General features: G+C 63.5%; 14 protein-coding genes. 9 read left to right on the plus strand and 5 right to left on the minus strand.

Annotated elements, in window-relative coordinates; translation table 11 throughout:
• Nucleotides 1-160 precede the first annotated feature (160 nt).
• The 4 genes from ABIB91_RS20115 to ABIB91_RS20130 all read left to right on the plus strand — a co-directional run bounded on the left by ABIB91_RS20115 (nucleotide 161) and on the right by ABIB91_RS20130 (nucleotide 5,554).
• Nucleotides 161-922 (plus strand): SDR family NAD(P)-dependent oxidoreductase, encoded by a 762-nt coding sequence (locus ABIB91_RS20115; RefSeq protein ID WP_354164817.1) that lies wholly within the window; start codon nucleotides 161-163, stop codon nucleotides 920-922.
• 43 nt (nucleotides 923-965) lie between these two features.
• On the plus strand, nucleotides 966-1,802 hold the full coding sequence (locus tag ABIB91_RS20120) for an enoyl-CoA hydratase family protein (RefSeq protein WP_354164820.1): 837 nt from the start codon (nucleotides 966-968) through the stop codon (nucleotides 1,800-1,802).
• Between the two features lie 94 nt (nucleotides 1,803-1,896).
• Nucleotides 1,897-4,248: a bifunctional salicylyl-CoA 5-hydroxylase/oxidoreductase gene (locus tag ABIB91_RS20125; RefSeq protein WP_354164823.1), complete on the plus strand. Its 2,352-nt coding sequence runs from the start codon at nucleotides 1,897-1,899 to the stop codon at nucleotides 4,246-4,248.
• Nucleotides 4,249-4,303: 55 nt separating this feature from the next.
• Complete coding sequence (locus ABIB91_RS20130; RefSeq protein ID WP_354164826.1) at nucleotides 4,304-5,554, plus strand: flavin-dependent oxidoreductase; 1,251 nt, start codon at nucleotides 4,304-4,306, stop codon at nucleotides 5,552-5,554.
• A 2-nt stretch (nucleotides 5,555-5,556) separates the two neighbouring features.
• Here ABIB91_RS20130 and ABIB91_RS20135 read toward each other — a convergent pair whose 3' ends face one another.
• Both ABIB91_RS20135 and ABIB91_RS20140 read right to left on the minus strand, forming a co-directional pair.
• Nucleotides 5,557-6,012 (minus strand): cupin domain-containing protein, encoded by a 456-nt coding sequence (locus ABIB91_RS20135; protein WP_007601580.1) that lies wholly within the window; start codon nucleotides 6,010-6,012, stop codon nucleotides 5,557-5,559.
• 29 nt (nucleotides 6,013-6,041) lie between these two features.
• A complete protein-coding gene (locus tag ABIB91_RS20140; protein WP_354164829.1) occupies nucleotides 6,042-7,217 on the minus strand; it encodes an ABC transporter substrate-binding protein in 1,176 nt (391 codons plus the stop codon).
• Nucleotides 7,218-7,464: 247 nt separating this feature from the next.
• Between ABIB91_RS20140 and ABIB91_RS20145 the strand changes: the two genes are divergently transcribed.
• From ABIB91_RS20145 to ABIB91_RS20155, 3 genes are all read left to right on the plus strand, one after another.
• Nucleotides 7,465-7,983, plus strand: coding sequence for a MarR family winged helix-turn-helix transcriptional regulator (locus ABIB91_RS20145; RefSeq protein WP_219682411.1), 519 nt, complete (start codon nucleotides 7,465-7,467; stop codon nucleotides 7,981-7,983).
• 147 nt (nucleotides 7,984-8,130) lie between these two features.
• On the plus strand, nucleotides 8,131-9,816 hold the full coding sequence (locus ABIB91_RS20150; protein WP_354164833.1) for a benzoate-CoA ligase family protein: 1,686 nt from the start codon (nucleotides 8,131-8,133) through the stop codon (nucleotides 9,814-9,816).
• Nucleotides 9,817-9,837: 21 nt separating this feature from the next.
• A complete protein-coding gene (locus ABIB91_RS20155; RefSeq protein ID WP_354164836.1) occupies nucleotides 9,838-10,296 on the plus strand; it encodes a RidA family protein in 459 nt (152 codons plus the stop codon).
• A gap of 46 nt (nucleotides 10,297-10,342) precedes the next feature.
• On the opposite strand, the gene ABIB91_RS20160 is transcribed toward ABIB91_RS20155, so the two are convergent.
• Nucleotides 10,343-11,071 (minus strand): CBS domain-containing protein, encoded by a 729-nt coding sequence (locus tag ABIB91_RS20160; protein ID WP_354164839.1) that lies wholly within the window; start codon nucleotides 11,069-11,071, stop codon nucleotides 10,343-10,345.
• Between the two features lie 208 nt (nucleotides 11,072-11,279).
• On the opposite strand from ABIB91_RS20160, the gene ABIB91_RS20165 reads away from it, so the two are divergent.
• Nucleotides 11,280-13,127 (plus strand): PHA/PHB synthase family protein, encoded by a 1,848-nt coding sequence (locus ABIB91_RS20165; protein WP_354164842.1) that lies wholly within the window; start codon nucleotides 11,280-11,282, stop codon nucleotides 13,125-13,127.
• Here ABIB91_RS20165 and ABIB91_RS20170 read toward each other — a convergent pair.
• Nucleotides 13,124-14,095, minus strand: a complete 972-nt coding sequence (locus ABIB91_RS20170; protein ID WP_354164845.1) for a CHAD domain-containing protein — start codon at nucleotides 14,093-14,095, stop codon at nucleotides 13,124-13,126. The two genes, ABIB91_RS20165 and ABIB91_RS20170, sit on opposite strands and share 4 nt — an antisense overlap.
• 12 nt (nucleotides 14,096-14,107) lie before the next feature.
• Nucleotides 14,108-15,640, minus strand: coding sequence for a bifunctional aminoglycoside phosphotransferase/ATP-binding protein (locus tag ABIB91_RS20175; protein ID WP_354164849.1), 1,533 nt, complete (start codon nucleotides 15,638-15,640; stop codon nucleotides 14,108-14,110).
• Nucleotides 15,641-15,834: 194 nt separating this feature from the next.
• Here ABIB91_RS20175 and ABIB91_RS20180 point away from each other — a divergent pair, with 194 nt between their 5' ends.
• The gene (locus tag ABIB91_RS20180) at nucleotides 15,835-16,674 is read left to right on the plus strand and encodes a universal stress protein (RefSeq protein ID WP_354164852.1); all 840 of its coding nucleotides are present in this window, start codon (nucleotides 15,835-15,837) and stop codon (nucleotides 16,672-16,674) included.
• The last annotated feature ends 58 nt before the right edge of the window (nucleotides 16,675-16,732 follow it).

Below are 16,732 nucleotides of genomic sequence, written 5' to 3' on the forward strand. Positions count from 1 at the left end.
CCTGTGAGGGATGGGAAGAGATAATTTTATACTTAAAGCAATTTTCGGGCCGGTCTTCGGCGTGCGGCCGTTCGCGGGGCCGCGTCGCGCTTCGTTTGCAAAAGTTTGAAGGTTAAAATATATCGAGGGAGCGATCAGCAGAATGCAAGGAAGCCAGCGCATGTCCGGATTACCGCATTCGCCGCACGCGCTGGTGACCGGTGGCGGTCGCGGCATCGGTCGCGCCATCTCAGCAGCGCTCGTCGAGGCCGGTGCGACGGTGACCGTCCTCGGGCGGAACGCTGCGACGCTTGAAGAGGCTGTCAGCGCAGGGGCAGCGCATTTTGCAGCCGTCGCCGACGTCTCCGACGAAACCTCGATGAAAGTCGCCATCGCTGAAGCGAGTGCGCGGCAGCCGATCGATATTCTGATCGCCAATGCGGGAAGCGCCGAGTCCGCGCCGTTCTCCAAATCCGACAGCGCCCTGTTCGCGCGCATGATGGACGTCAATTTCATGGGCGTGGTCCATGCTGTCAGCGCTGTGCTGCCAGGGATGAAGGATCGTCCCTATGGCCGGATCGTCGCCATCGCGTCGACGGCGGGGCTCAAGGGATATGCCTATGTCAGCGCGTACACCGCGGCCAAGCACGCTGTGGTCGGTCTCGTGCGGTCCCTTGCACTAGAGATGGCTGCCAGCAACGTGACCATCAATGCAGTGTGTCCCGGTTTCACCGACACGGATCTGGTCGCCGGCAGTATCGAGAACATCATGAAAAAGACGGGACGCAGCCGCGAGCAGGCCATCGCCGAGCTCGCGAAACATAATCCGCAGGGGAGATTGATCTCGCCGCAGCAGGTCGCGGATGCCGTGCTCTGGCTGTGCGGCGAGGGCGCCGGCGCAATCACCGGGCAGGCAATCGCTATTGCCGGTGGTGAGATTTAGCGCGCATGGCCAAGGCGCGGAGCAAGGAAGCCAAGGAGATCGTATGAGCAGACCAGCCAATCCCGTGACCTTACCGCTTGCGGACTATTCGCCGCAGCACTTCCTGCTGGCCGTCGTCGATGGTATTGCAACCGTCACGCTCAATCGTCCGGAACGGAAGAATCCACTAACCTTCGAGAGCTATCGCGAACTCACCGATTTCTTTCGCGCCTGCGCCTTCGACGATGCGGTCAAGTCCATCGTCGTGACCGGCGCTGGTGCCAATTTCTCGTCCGGCGGCGATGTGTTCGAGATCATCGGTCCGCTCGTGAAGATGGACACCAAGGGGCTGACGGCGTTTACACGGATGACTGGCGACCTCGTCAAGGCGATGCGGGCCTGTCCGCAGCCGATCGTTGCCGCGGTCGAAGGCATTTGCGCCGGGGCGGGCGCGATCATCGCCATGGCGTCGGACATGCGGCTTGCGGCGAGCGGAGCCAAGGTTGCATTCCTCTTCAACAAGGTGGGCCTTGCCGGTTGTGACATGGGCGCCTGCGCGATCCTGCCGCGGATCATCGGACAGTCCCGCGCCTCCGAGTTGCTCTACACCGGCCGGTTCATGACCGCAGAGGAGGGTGAGCGCTGGGGCTTCTTCAGCCGTATCCTCACGTCGGAGCAGGCGCTGCCCCAGGCACAAGTGCTGGCCAAGCAAATCGCGGAGGGACCGACGTTTGCCAACACCATGACCAAGCGGATGCTGGCCATGGAATGGGCGATGTCGGTGGAGGAGGCGATCGAGGCGGAAGCCGTTGCTCAAGCGCTGTGCATGACGACCGCCGATTTCGAACGGGCCTTCGAGGCCTTTGCCAACAAGGTCAAGCCGGTCTTCAGGGGCGATTAAGCCGGGCTTTGCCGTCGGCCTGCCGCAATGGGGACTTGCGCGAAATTATTTTAGGCTTAAAATAGTTTCGCCGGGTTGAATTGGCGAGGCTCCCATGAAAGTCGCGATCATCGGTGGCGGACCTGCTGGTCTCTACGCTGCAATCCTGCTGAAGAAGCAGCGACCGAGCGCAGAGATCGCGGTCTACGAGCGCAACCGCGCCGACGACACCTTCGGCTTCGGCGTGGTGTTCTCGGACGCCACGCTCGATAATTTCGAGAAGCATGACCTTCCGAGCTATCGCCGCATCACCCAGGAATTCGCCTACTGGGATGACATCGCCGTGCACTTCCGCGGAACGGTCCATCGGGTCGGCGGCAACGGCTTTTGTGGCTGTTCGCGGCAGAAGCTGCTCCTGATCCTGCAGGCGCGCGCGCGCGAACTGGGCGTCGCCCTGAATTTCGAAGCGGACGTCGAGGACGAATCCCGCTTCGCCGACGCCGATCTGATCCTGGTCGCGGACGGCATCAACAGCCGCTTCCGCGACAAATACGTCGATCATTTCGAGCCGGAAGTCGACCTCCGTACCAACAAGTTCGCCTGGATGGGCTCGACCAGGCCGCTGGATGCCTTCACCTTCATCTTCCAGGAGACAGAGTGGGGCCCGTTCATCGCCCATGCCTATCAATATGAAGCCGGACACTCGACCTGGATTTTCGAGACCGATCCGGAGACGTTCGAACGTGCCGGGCTGACAGGGCTGAACGAGGCCCAGTCGGCTGCGCGGATGGCCGAGATCTTCGGCTGGTTCCTCGATGGGCACCAATTGCTCACCAACCGCTCGACGTGGCGCAATTTCCCGATGATCCGCAGCAAGCGCTGGGTCAAGGACAACGTGGTCCTGCTCGGCGACGCCAAGGCGAGCGCGCATTTCTCGATCGGCTCGGGCACCAAGCTCGCGATGGAAGACGCGATCGCGCTGGCTGACGCCATGGAGAAGGCGCCCGGCATCAAGGCGGCGCTGGACGTCTATGAGCACGGACGGCGTGAGGAGGTCGAGAAGACGCAGCACGCCGCTGACGTCTCGCTGGTCTGGTTCGAGCATGTCGACCGATTCTGGGATTTCGATCCGGTGCAGTTCGCCTTCGGAGTGATGACGCGCTCGAAGGCGATCACCTATGACAATCTGAAGCTTCGCGCCCCTGACTTCGTGGCGGAGGTCGAAAGATCGTTTGCCAAGCGTGTTCGTGACAGCGGCTTCGACGTCGACACCGAGAAGCCAATGGTGCCGCTGTTCCAGCCCTTCCGGCTGCGCGAGATGGAGATCGCCAATCGCGCCGTGGTGTCGCCGATGTGCATGTATTCGGCGAAGGAGGGCGTGCCGACCGATTTCCACCTGGTGCATTATGGATCGCGCGCGATAGGCGGTGCCGGCCTGATCTTCACGGAGATGACCTGCGTTGCCCGCCACGCCCGCATCACGCCCGGCTGCACAGGACTGTGGAATGACGAGCAGGAGGCGTCCTGGCGGCGCATCGTTGATTTCGTCCATGCCAATTCAGCCGCGAAAATTTGCCTGCAACTGGGGCACGCCGGGCGTAAGGGTGCGACCAAGCTGATGTGGGACGGCATGGATCGTCCGCTCGAGGAGGGCGGCTGGGAGGTGTTTTCGGCGTCTCCGCTGCCCTATTTCCCCGACAGCCAGGTTCCGCGCGAGCTCGATCGCGCCGGCATGAATGCCGTGAGAGACGCTTTCGTGGCGGCGGCCGAGCGCGGCGAACGCTGCGGCTTCGACATGCTCGAATTGCACTGCGCTCACGGCTATCTGCTTGCGAGCTTCATCTCGCCGCTGACGAACACCCGCACGGATGAGTATGGCGGCTCGCTGGCCAATCGCCTGCGCTTCCCGCTCGAGATCTTCGGGGCGTTGCGGGCCGTATGGCCGTCGCACAAGCCGATGTCGGTGCGCATTTCCGCGACCGACTGGGCCGACGGTGGCATCGGCGGCGACGATGCGGTGGCGATCGCGCGCGCTTTTGCCGAAGCCGGCGTCGATCTCGTCGACGTCTCGACCGGGCAGACTGTGCGCGATGCGCAGCCGATCTATGGGCGCATGTTCCAGACGCCGTTCTCCGACCAGGTCCGCAATGAGGCGCGCGTGGCCACGATGTGCGTCGGCAACATCACGACGGCCGACCAGGCCAACACCATCCTCGCTGCCGGCCGGGCTGACCTCGTCGCGCTCGGGCGGCCGCATCTGGTCGATCCGTTCTTCACCATGCGGGCGGCAGCCTGGTACGGGGCGGACGACGCGTTCTGTCCGCCGCAATACCTTCCCGGAAAAGATCAGATTTTCCGCAACAGCGTGCGCGACCGGCAGGATCTCGAGGAGCTGAGAATTAAGGCTAAGCCCAAGACCCGGGCCGAGCTCAAGGCGGAGGCGACAAAGCCGCTTGCAGCGGAGTGACCGCCCGTGCGAATTTGGCCGTATTGCCTGGTGTGTACCGAGTGGAGTGAGGGCGATGAAGGCGATTATCGTCGGTGGCGGTATCGGTGGTCTCACCACCGCATTGATGCTGCGCTCGCGGGGCCTCGCTTGCGAGATTTTCGAGCAGTCCGACACCATCCGCGAGCTTGGCGTCGGCATCAATACGCTGCCCCACGCCATGCGCGAGCTGGCAGGCCTCGGTCTGCTCCAGCGGCTTGACGATGTCGCGATCCGCACCGACCAGCTCTATTACCTCAACCGTCACGGCCAGGAAGTCTGGCGCGAGGCTCGCGGCATCGACGCCGGCCACGATGTGCCGCAATTCTCGATCCACCGCGGCCGCCTTCAGGGCGTCATCCATCGCGCCGTCGAGGAGCGGCTCGGGCCGGAGGCCATCCACACCGGCTGCCGCCTCGGCGCCTTCACGCAGGACGAGAGCGGCGTCACCGCTTACTTCTTCGACCGCTCAGGCGCGCACGTCCATACCGCGCGCGGCGACATCCTGATTGGTGCCGACGGCATCCATTCGCGGGTCCGTGACACGCTGTTCCCGAGCGAGGGGCCGCCATGCTGGAACGGCCTGATGCTGTGGCGCGGTGCGCGGGATTGGCCGCTATTCCTCACCGGCAAGTCGATGATTGTGGCCGGCGGGCTCAACGCCAAGGTTGTGATCTATCCCATCGCGGAGGGATCGAGCCCGGCGAGCCGTCTCACCAACTGGGCGGTGCTGGTGAGGGTCGGCGAGGGCAATGCCCCGCCGCCGCGCAAGGAAGACTGGTCGCGGCCGGGCCGGCGCGAGGAGTTGATGCCGCATGTCGCGCGCTTCTCGGTGCCCTATGTCGACGTGAAGAGCCTGATCTCCGCCACGCCCGAGTTCTACGAATATCCGACCTGCGACCGCGATCCATTGCCCTATTGGTCGTCCGGCCGAGTCACGCTGCTCGGTGACGCCGCGCATCCGATGTATCCGGTTGGCTCCAATGGCGCCTCGCAGGCCATCCTCGATGCGCGCTGCCTCGCAGACGCGCTGGTGCGCGCCGAGCATCCGCGCCAGGCGTTGCTTGAATACGAGAAGAAGCGCCTGCCCATGACCGCGGACATCGTCCGCTCCAACCGGCGCGGCGGTCCCGAGGGCGTCATCGACGCCGTCGAGCAGCTCGCGCCTGATGGTTTCGACAATGTCGACAACGTGCTGAGCTATTCCCAGCGCGAGGCGATCGTGCGCGGCTATGCTACCAAGGCCGGCTTCGCCGCAGTGCCGGGACTTGCGGCGGTGCGCGCCTGAAGCTAGCCGCCGGGAGGCGGCGGCAGGAAGTGGATGTTGAACTCGGCGGCCATCGCCACCACGTCCTCCGGCTTCTGTTCCTTCATGTTGTGAAGGCCCCAGAACAGGTCGAACAGCTTGCGGGTCGGTGACACCCAGAACAGCACTTTCGCGGTCTGCTCCGACTTGTTGAAGATGCCGTGCGGCACGCCCATGCCGAGCCGGATCAGGTCGCCCGCAGTCGCCTGCGACTCGGAATTGCCGAGCATGAAATCGAGCTTGCCCTCCAGCATATAGAGATATTCATCCTGGTCGGGATGGATGTGCGGCGGCACGAACGTGCCCGGCGGCAGCGTCGCATGCCAGGAGAAGCTGTGCTCCGTGTTGCTCTTCGGCACATAGGTCTGGCCGAGGATGTTCCAGGAGATGCCCTGGATTCCCTCATTGGCGCGCGTGATGCCGGTGATTTCGCTCTTCATTGTGATCCTCCCTCAATGCGACGTGCGGCTTAGTTCGCCGCCTTGCAGTCCTTGGCGTAGCGGTCGCCGTAATTCTCGAAGACTTTTTGGACGATCTCGGTCTGGAACTTGCCGTCCGCGCGCTTGGCGACCTTGGTCAGGTAGAAATCCTGGATCGGATAACCGTTGGTGTTGAACTTGAAGGCGCCGCGCAGCGAGGTGAAGTCCGCCTTTTTCAGAGCGGCCGCGACCGCATCCTTGTTCGAGAGATCGCCCTTCACGGCCTTGACGGCGCTGTCGATCAGCATCGCGGCATCATACGCCTGGAAGGCGTAGGTGCCCGGCACGATATTATAGGCGGCCTCGTAGGCGGCGACGAACTTCTTGTTCTGGGGATTGTCGAGATTGGGCGCCCAGTTCGCGCCGCCGAACATGCCGACTGCGGCGTCCTGCTGCGCCGGCAAGGTCGATTCATCCACGGTGAAAGCCGAGAGCACCGGAATGCTGTCGGCGAGGCCGGCCTGCTTGTATTGCTTGACGAGATTGACGCCGAGGCCGCCGGGCATGAACGTGAAGAGCGCATCGGGCTTCTGCGACGAAATCTTGGAAAGCTCCGGCTGGAAATCCAGCGTGTTGAGCGGCATGTAGGATTCTTCGACGATCTCACCCTTGTAGTCGAGCTTGAAGCCCGCGACCGAGTCCTTGCCGGCCTGATAGTTCGGCACCATCAGATACATGCGTTTGTAGCCGCGATCCTGCGCGACCTTGCCGAGGATCTCGTGCACCTGGTCGTTCTGGTACGAGGTCACATAGAAGAACGGATTGCAGTCCTTGCCGGCAAACGTCGATGGGCCGGCATTGGGGCTGATAAGGAAGGTTTTCGATTCCGTCACCGGCCGGTGGATCGCCTGGAGGATGTTGGAGAAGATCGGACCGACCACGAAGTCGACCTTGTCGCGCTCCAGAAGGCCCTTGACCTTGGTGATCGCTGCGTCCGGCTTCAACTCGTCGTCGACCACGACGACCTCGACATCGCGGCCGCCCATCTTGCCACCGAGATCCTTGACCCCGAGCGCAAAGCCGTCGCGAACCTGTTGGCCGAGCGCGGCGGCGGGTCCCGAGAGGGTCACGATCACACCCAGCTTGATTTTTTCCTGGGCGAGGGAAGGGCTCACCGCGGTGCCAAGCAGCAAGGCGGCTGCGGCCAACGTCATTTGCGTCTTCATGATCGGTCCCCCGTGACGACGGTCTTGCGTTGCAAGCCGCTACTCCAATCCAAGTTTATGCCGATGATTGCTGCCGCGGCAAGCTAAGCTCAACTCGTCATCCTGCGGGCAGCGGTGCATGCAAGCGGCGCGCCAATTATTTGAAGCCTAAAGAAATCGGCATGCGGTCGATTGTTGCGGCTTTAGGCTTGCAGCCGGCGTCGATTTATTTGAAGCTCAAAACGTTGGGAATCCCTGCCGGGCGCCAATGTCGGCCGTGAGTGACTGCATCAACATGCTCGATTCCGAGACCAAGGCCGTCGAAACTCCGGAGGACCACGCCGAAGAGCTTCGGCTGTGGCTGCGCCTCCTGACCTGCACGACCCTGATCGAGGGCGAGGTCCGTGGCCGGTTGCGGCAGCGCTTCGACGTCACATTGCCCCGTTTCGACCTGATGGCGCAGCTCGACAAGGCACCCGACGGCATGACGCTGTCCGACGTCTCCAAGCGCATGATGGTGTCGAACGGCAACGTCACCGGCCTCGTCGAGCGCCTCGTGGAATCCGGTCATCTCGACCGCCGCACGTCGGAGACGGACCGCCGCGTCCAGGTGATCCGGCTGACTAAACTCGGTCGCGCCGAGTTTCGCAGAATGGCCGCGGAACACGAAACCTGGATCGCCGATCTCTTCGCTGATCTGACCCCGAAGGATGTGCGCGAATTGATGCGGCTGCTCGCCAAGACCAAGGCATCGGCGCAGAAATCGGCCGCTCGCCGCCGGGGCTAGGTCCGCGGCCGAGGCACCCGCCCATCCCGTTTGCCACCGGAAAAAGCACGGGATGCCCACAATCCGCTATTGCGCGAAATTGCTTTAAGCCTAAAATGTTTCCGAGTTAGTGCTGCCGGGTGCTTTCCATGCTGAAAGGAGCGTGCGATGGCCAACGCCGCCAAGGTCTCGGGCTCGCGTGATGACAACGCTGCGACAGCCCATGTCGATACATTCGCGCGGCAGCATCTTCCGCCAGCCGAGCTCTGGCCGGAATTCATCTTCACGCGACCGGAACTGCAATATCCGCCCCGCCTCAACTGCGTCAGCTATTTCCTCGACCGCTGGGTGGAGCAGGGACATGGCGACGCTCCCTGTGTGATCAGCCCCGCCGTCAGCTACACCTATCGTGAGCTGCAAACGGTCGTGAACCGCATCGCCAATGTGCTGGTCGGCAAGCTTGGTCTCGTCACCGGCGGACGCGTGCTGCTACGCTCGGCCAACAATCCGATGATGGTCGCGACCTATCTGGCGGTGATCAAGGCCGGCGGCATTGTCGTGGCGACGATGCCGCTCTTGCGCGCCAAGGAGCTGTCCTATCCGATCCAGAAGGCGGAGATCGCACTCGCGCTCTGCGATGGCAAGCTCGCCGACGAAATGGAGAAGGCGAAAGCCGCAGCCCCCGACCTCAAGCGCGTAGTCTATTGGGGTAACGGCGCCGACGACTCGCTCGAGGCCCTGATGGGGGATGCAAGTCCGGAGTTCAAAGCTGTCGATACCGCCTCCGACGACGTCTGCCTGATCGCTTTCACGTCGGGCACGACCGGCGACCCCAAGGGCACCATGCATTTCCACCGTGACATGCTGGCGGTGTGCGATGGCTATGCGCGCAACATCCTGCGCGCGGAGCAGAAGGATCGCTTCGTCGGCTCGGCACCGCTCGCCTTCACGTTTGGCTTCGGCGGCGTGCTGTTTCCGATGCACATCGGCGCCTCGTTCGTCGTTCTGGAGAAGACGGCGCCCAACGACATTCTGAATGCGATCGAGCAGTACAAGACCACGGTCTGTTTCACCGCCCCGACCGCGTACCGGGCGATGATTGGCAAGCTTCCGGGCCGCGATATTTCGTCGCTCCGCAAATGCGTGTCCGCCGGCGAGACGCTGCCCAAGCCGACATTCGATGCCTGGCTGAAGGCGACCGGCATCAAGCTGATGGACGGCATCGGCTCGACCGAGCTGCTGCACATCTTCATCAGCGCGACCGAGGACGAAATCCGCCCGGGTGCGACGGGCAAGCCGGTGCCTGGGTATGAGGCGAAGATCGTCGATGATTCGGGCAACGACGTTCCGCCGGGCGCGATGGGAAGGCTCGCGGTACGCGGGCCGACCGGATGCCGCTATCTCGCCGACGAGCGGCAGCGCAAATACGTCCAGAACGGCTGGAACATCACCGGCGACACCTATCTGATGGATAGCGACGGCTATTTCTGGTACCAATCGCGCTCAGACGACATGATCGTGTCGGCCGGCTACAACATCGCTGGCACGGACGTCGAGGCGGCGCTGCTTACGCATCCCTCCGTCCTCGAGTGCGGGGTGGTCGGCGCGCCGGACGAAGCGCGCGGCATGATCGTGAAGGCCTATGTCGTTGCCGCGCCGGGCGTTACGCCGGACGCCGAGCTCGTGGCTGCGTTGCAGGAGCATGTCAAACGCGAGATCGCGCCATACAAATATCCGCGCGCGATCGAGTTCGTGACGCAACTGCCGAAGACCGAGACCGGCAAACTAAAGCGCTTTGCCCTGCGGCAACTGGCGCAGACCGCGGTGACGTCCTCCGGCGTCGCGGCGGAATGAGAGAGGGATAGAGAATTGTCCGTGACGACGCCGAAAGGCCCGCAGCTCGCGGTGCTGCCGACAGCAGCCGAGGACGAAGCCCGCGCCAGGGCGCAGGTGCTCCAGCCGTCCGGTTGGCCGGTGCCGAAAGGCTATGCCAACGGCATGGCCGCCGAGGGACGCATCGTCGTCACTGGCGGCGTCATCGGCTGGGATGCCGAGGAGCGTCTCGCGGAGGGTTTTGTCGCGCAGGTGCGCCAAACCCTGAGCAACATCGCCGCGATCCTCGCGGAGGCCGGTGCGCGGCCCGAGCATCTGGTGCGCCTGACCTGGTACGTCGTCGACATGGACGAGTACCTGGCGAACCTGAAAGAGCTCGGCAAGGCCTACCGCACCATCTTCGGCGCGCACTATCCGGCGATGGCGCTGGTTCAGGTCGTCCGCCTCGTCGAGAAGGCGGCGCGCGTCGAAATCGAAGCCACCGCCGTCATTCCGCGCTGAACTGCGATCGGTGCGCGCTCAGCTTGCCTTGGTCAGCTTGCCTTGGTCAGCTTGCCTTGGCGAGGTCATCGTCCTCGGGTGAGTTCAGATATATTCCTGACATGGTGTCGACCCAGCAGAGATGGTCATGCACCTTCTTCACGCCGTTGACGTTCTCCGCTGCGACGACCGCGGCCTGTCGCACGCGCTCCTCGGTGATGACGCCGCTGAGATGAACGATTCCGTCGCGGACGATGACGTTCAGCCCGAACGGGCACCAGTCGTTCTTCTCCATGGTATCGATGATGCGGCTGCGAATGTGATCGTCGTCCGCGGTCGGGTCGGGGACGTCTCGGGCGAGGTCCGCCACCGCCTGGAGCAGGTTCGCGCGCGACACGATGCCGACGATCGTGTCGCCGCGGATCACCGGCAGACGCTTCACGTTGTTCCGTTCCATGAGGTCGACGATCTCGGCGAGCGCCGTATCCTCGGTGATGGTCACTGGTGAACGGGTCATCACCTCCGAGACCTTGCGGCCGTGCTCGTGGACGAAGTCGCTGGCCGATTTGCCGGATCCGAGAATGAACCGCAGCCAGCGTCCTCGCTTGCGTCCCGTGCCGATTTCGCTGCGGCGGATGAAGTCGCCTTCCGAGACCACGCCGACCAGCTTGCCGGCATCGTCGACGACGGTGAGACCGCTGACATGCCGCTTCAGCATGATGTTTGCCGCCTCCACGATGCTGGTGTCTGGGGTAACCGAGATGACCGACCGGGTCATGATCTGATGGGCGCGCATGCCGGACTCCGCTGGCTTGTCGAATGTCGATGCGCGGAGCCTAGCTCTGGCGTCGTGCTGCGGCTTGACGCAGGTCAAAGGATGAATCGGGCTCTTCCCGGTTGAGCAATCGTGATCGATGCCCGGACTTGATGCAGCTCAACGCGCATCCGAAGCCTCGCCATATCCTGCTGCCACGCCGCCAAGAAGCGGGCAGGAACATTCAGCCATGAGCGTCGTGCAGATATTTCCAAGACCCGAAGAGCCGTCCGCGCAGGCTCTCTCCGTCAGTCCTGTTGTTGAGCCCGAAGCCTCTACGACGGCCCCGGAAGCCCTGGCTGGAAGGCCCGTCGCCGCCGATTCCCTGCCCGTATCGGAGCCATACCCTCTTGACCGCGCGTTTCATGCGATGCTGGCGCGGTTGACGGGCGGGATTTCGCCGCTGGCCTTGTCGCTCGCCTGGCTCGATTGGAGCTCTCATCTGGCTGCGGCGCCCCAGCGTCAGGTGGAGATGTCGCGCAACATGCTTCGCGACATGGGCCAGTTTGTGGAAGCCGCCGCGCATGCGACGTCGCAAAAGCCGTGGTCCGTGATTGCGCCGCAGGGGCGGGATCGTCGCTTCAGGGGGCCACAGTGGGAGGCCGCACCGTTCAATCTGCTTGCGCAGGCATTCCTGCTCGGAGAGCGCTGGTGGCACGATGCCACGACCGGCGTACGCGGCGTGTCGCACGCAAATGAGGCCATCGTCGAATTTTCGATGCGCCAGATGCTTGACATGCTGGCGCCGTCGAATTTCGCGGCGACCAATCCGCAAGTGCTGGAGAAGGCGTTCCGGAGCGGCGGGGAGAATTTCGTATTCGGCTGGCAGAACTGGTGCAGCGATCTGATGCGCCTGCTCTCCGCCGCAAGGCCAGCGGGTGACGAACAGTTCATCGTCGGCAAGACGGTCGCGGCTTCGCCGGGCAAGGTCGTTTACCGCAATGAGTTGATCGAGCTGATCCAGTACCAACCCACGACTGCGCAAGTGCGACCCGAGCCGATCTTGATCGTGCCCGCCTGGATCATGAAGTACTACATCCTCGATCTGTCGCCGCAGAATTCTCTGGTGAAGTATCTGACCAGTCAGGGTTTCACCGTATTCGCGATTTCCTGGCGAAATCCGGATGCCAAAGATCGGGATGTTGCTTTCGACGACTATCGCAAGCTGGGTGTCATGGCGGCGCTGGACATGATCGGCCGGATCCTGCCGGGCCGGAACACCCATGCACTCGGCTACTGCCTGGGCGGCACATTGCTGTCGATCGCCGCGGCCGCGATGGCACGCGATGGCGACAAGCGACTGTGCACGATCACCCTGCTTGCCGCACAGACGGATTTCACCGAGGCCGGCGAGCTGACGCTCTTCATCAACGAGAGCCAGGTCGCCTTTCTCGAGGACCTGATGTGGCAGCGGGGCTATCTGGACACGACGCAGATGGCCGGCGCGTTCCAGCTGTTGCGCTCCAATGAACTGATCTGGTCGCGGCTGTCGCATGACTATCTGATGGGCGAGGGTGCGCCACCGAGCGACCTGATGGCCTGGAACGCCGACGCCACGCGGCTGCCCTTTCGCATGCACTCGGAATATCTGCGAAAGCTATTCCTGGGCAACGATCTGGCCGAGGGCCGCTATCGTGTCGAGGACAAGAGTGTTTCGCTTTCCGACATCCATGCGCCGATGTTCGTGGTCGGCACGCTCGCCGATCACGTGGCGCCGTGGCGATCCGTCTACAAGATCCACTACCAGGTCGATGCCGACGTGACCTTTGTATTGACCGGCGGCGGCCACAATGCCGGCGTCGTCGCGGCGCCGGACGAGTCCGGCCACAGCTATCAAGTGCTGATCAAGGCCGCCGATGCGCCCTATGTTGGCCCGGACGAATGGTTGAAGCTGGCGCCGCGAGTCGAGGGATCGTGGTGGCCGGAATGGGCCGAATGGCTGGCCGCACGCTCCGGGTCGCCCTGCGATCCGCCGCAGATCGGAGGCGGAGACCTTGACGGTCTGCCGGACGCGCCAGGAGACTACGTCCACACCTAGTCCTCAGGCTGCGCATTCGGCGCAAGGTTGGCGGAGCGGAACGGCTTGGCCTTGTCGAGTTTCCGGTAGGCACGCGAGGCGGTCCGCAACAGTTTCTTTTCGCGCTTGCGGTTGAGGAAGCGAATGCCCGCCTCGGGGACGGCCTCGTTCAATGACGCCGCCAGGGTTTGCCCTCGCGCATCGTCATTCAACTGTCCGAGGGACTTTTGCGCCTTGCGCAACTGCTTGAGGATCGACTTTTGCTTCGTCAGCGACTCGTCGGCGAACAGGTCCTCCAGCGACTCGATCGAATAGGTCAGCCGCTTGTTGAGAAGCCGCAGCTTGTGCCGTTTCTCGACATCGAGCTTGTGGAGCTTGCGTGCTTTCTTGAGCAGCGTCTTTTCCCATTCCGTGAGTTTCGCTGTTGCGTGGTCGGCGAGCGTGCAGCGGCGTAGCCTGATAGCTTCCTTGCTGCGCCGGGTCGACCAGGGGCCGCTCTCGATCCAGGCTGACGTCTGCTCGACGAGACGGCGATACCGCGCGGATTGCAGCGCGCGCGTCAGCAGGCGATGGCTCTCGGCACGCTTCTCGTCCCAATGCTGGAGCTCGGCAATCACCGTCAACTCGCCGCCACTCTCGGCGATGACCCGCTCGATCGCCACGTCCAGATCCCGCACCATGCCGAGCTGGCTGTTCAGCCACTGCAGTTCGGTCCAGACCTCCGGCCGAAGGGCATCATCGACTATCGGCGAGAAGAAGCGGATGGCGGTGCGCAAATGTGTCAGTGCAATCCGGATCTGGTGCAGTGCCTCCGGATCGCCGCGGCAGGTGCCGTCATGCTGGGCGAGAACGGCGGCGAGGTGACGGCGGGCGACGATCCGGAACGCCGTGTCGCAGACCATGCCGGGGCTGAGGCGGCCGGGCAGGGCATTGCGCCTCGCCGCAGGCTTGACGCGCGCGGCCGTCGAACTCGTGCTGGGTCGCGCCATTTGCAGATTGCCTTACTTGCTCTCGGCGATCGCGTCCCGGCAGTTCTGGAGCGTCTGCTCTTGCGTCCCGGATGCATCGATGGTCGCCCAACCGATATGGCCGATATTATAGTGCTCTTGCCGCTCGGCAACCTCCTGCGTGGCGTCGGATGCGTCGCCCCGGCGGCCGCCGATCCGCGCCTGCCGGGTCGCAAGATCCGCAATCAGAAATAGGCCGCTCAGCGGCACGTTGCGCTCGCGCGCCAGTGCGGCGACCGCGCCTCGTTCGCCCTCGCGGGCGAACACGCCATCGATGATCGCTGAATGGCCTTGCGCCAGCACCCGCCCGGCGTGCCGAGCCAACATGTCGTAAACGCGGGCCGTGACCTCCGGCGTGTATGCGGATGCCGGCAGCCGGTCCGTGTCGTCGACCCCGAACATCTGCTTGCGGACGAGGTCGCTGCGCAGCACGACGGCCCCCGGTTGCGGCGTAACGTCCGGCGCGAGCGCGCGTGCCAAGATCGTCTTTCCGGTGCCTGACAGTCCGCCGACCGCAATCAGCCGGGGAGCCGGCGGCTGGATCAGCGCGCGGGCGAGGCCAAAATAGCGCCGTGCCCTGTCGAGAATGCTGGGATCACCGGAATGCGGCGGCTTCAGCCGTGCCAGCGCGACCTGGGCGCGGATCGCCGCCCGGATGGACATGAATAGCGGCAGTGCGGAGAGCGCGTCGAGATTTTCGACCGGAGTCGCGGCGAGATAGCGGTTCAGCACGATGTTGGCCGCCCGTGGTTGATCGTGGTGCACCAGGTCCATTAATCCGAATGCGAGATCGTAGAGCACGTCGGTGGTTGCCATCTGGGCGTCGAACTCGATGGCGTCGAACAGCACCGGCCGCTCGTCGATCGCCACGATGTTCGCGAGATGCAAATCGCCATGGCAGCGGCGCACGAAGCCTTGACGGCCGCGCTCTTCGAGCAAAGGCCGGAGGCGGAGGAACATTGCGTGCGAGTCTCTGCCCAGTTCTGCGATCTCTTCGCCTTCGAAATGATTGCCGGTCCGCAGGCCATTGCAGTTGCCATCGATCAGCCCAGGGATGGAGGAAACCCACGCGTTGCCGCCGGCGCGAACAGCCTGCGCATGGGAAGCCACGATCGCATCGGCGACGGCCGAGGCAAAAGTGTCATCCAGCGCTCCGGCCTTGGCCAGATGATCCAGCGTCCGGCTTTCGTCGAAGCGCAACATCTCGACCGCAAACTCGATCGGCCGGCCGCTTCCGTCGACCTTCACCGATCCATCTGGCTCTTCCGTGATCGCCACGACGCGGTGATAGATCTGCGGCGCCAGCGGCCGGTTGATCCTGATCTCCTCCTCACACGCCGCCTTGCGCTTCTCGAGCGTTGAATAATCGAGGAACGGAAACTGCACGGCGCGCTTGATTTTCAGGGCGCGTCTGCCTTTGAGGAAGACCGAAGCTGCGTGCGTATCGATCCGCCTCACGTTTGGATGATCCGCGGGATTGGTGAGCGCCGCAAAGATCCGGTCCTGGGTCGCAGAATCGTCTGTCATTCCAGCTGGTACGTCCAGATGCGTCGGAAGGCGGCTCGCCCCGCGATCAGGGTAATCCATAGAAGCAGATCACGGCCAGTCCTTGACTTCGGTCAACGCCTGTCTCCTTTCCGATCGGTCGGAGTTCTTGGGCTTGACGAGGATCAAGCGTCCCAACCAAAGCCGGCCTATTCTGGCGCCTGAGGAGAATCCCGATGCCGATCAAGGACGTCTTTCTGCCGCTCGTCGGCCAGTCACGCGGCCCGGCCCTTGCTGCGATCGAGAAATGCGTGGCCGTTGCCGCCGACCTCGGCGCCAGGATCACCGCGCTTGCGCTCGAAGAGGATGTTTTCGTGCGGCCGAAGGTGATGCTCCCCGATGATTCCGATGCGGCCGAGCCAAACGGCTCGCTTGGGGCGGGCGACAGTCAGGATCTCCTGGGTGCGTTCACCCGCGCAACCTCCCGCACCGGCATTCGCGCTCAAAGCCGGTCGGCCAAGGTGCCGGCAGACCAGATCGCGACAGTCCTGGCCGAGCACGGGCGCTTCAGCGATCTCACGCTGGTCCCCGTGAAGCCGCACGACAGCCGAACCGAGCACATCATCGAGACGCTCCTGTTCGAATCCGGGCGGCCAGTGCTGCTCTGCCCGGAGCAGCATGTGGACGAACTGCGACCGGAATTCGAGAATGTCATGATCGCCTGGGACCACTCCGCGCGTGCGGCGCGTGCGATCGGCGACGCGCTGCCTATCCTTCAGGCAGCAGCCCTAGTCCGCGTGGTGACTGTGGCGGACGACAAGTCTGACGCGATCGTGCAATCCGGGACGGCTCTCGTCGATCACTTGAGGGAACACGGGGTCTACGCCTCGTTTGAAACCACGAACGGCAGCGGCAGCTCGATCGGTAAGGTGCTCGGAAGCTGGGCGAATTCCCATGCCATCGATGCGATCGTAATGGGCGCTTACCATCATTCGCGCCTGAACGAGATCGTTTGGGGCGGTGTGACAAAGACCGTCATTGGCGAGCCACCGTGCTGGGTTATGCTCTCGTACTAGGCGGGTGGCCAGTTTATCGGCCTGATCGTCAACCATCGGAACCGCCACCGACCGGGCG

This window comes from Bradyrhizobium sp. JR4.3 (assembly GCF_040547695.1).
Classification (GTDB): domain Bacteria; phylum Pseudomonadota; class Alphaproteobacteria; order Rhizobiales; family Xanthobacteraceae; genus Bradyrhizobium; species Bradyrhizobium canariense.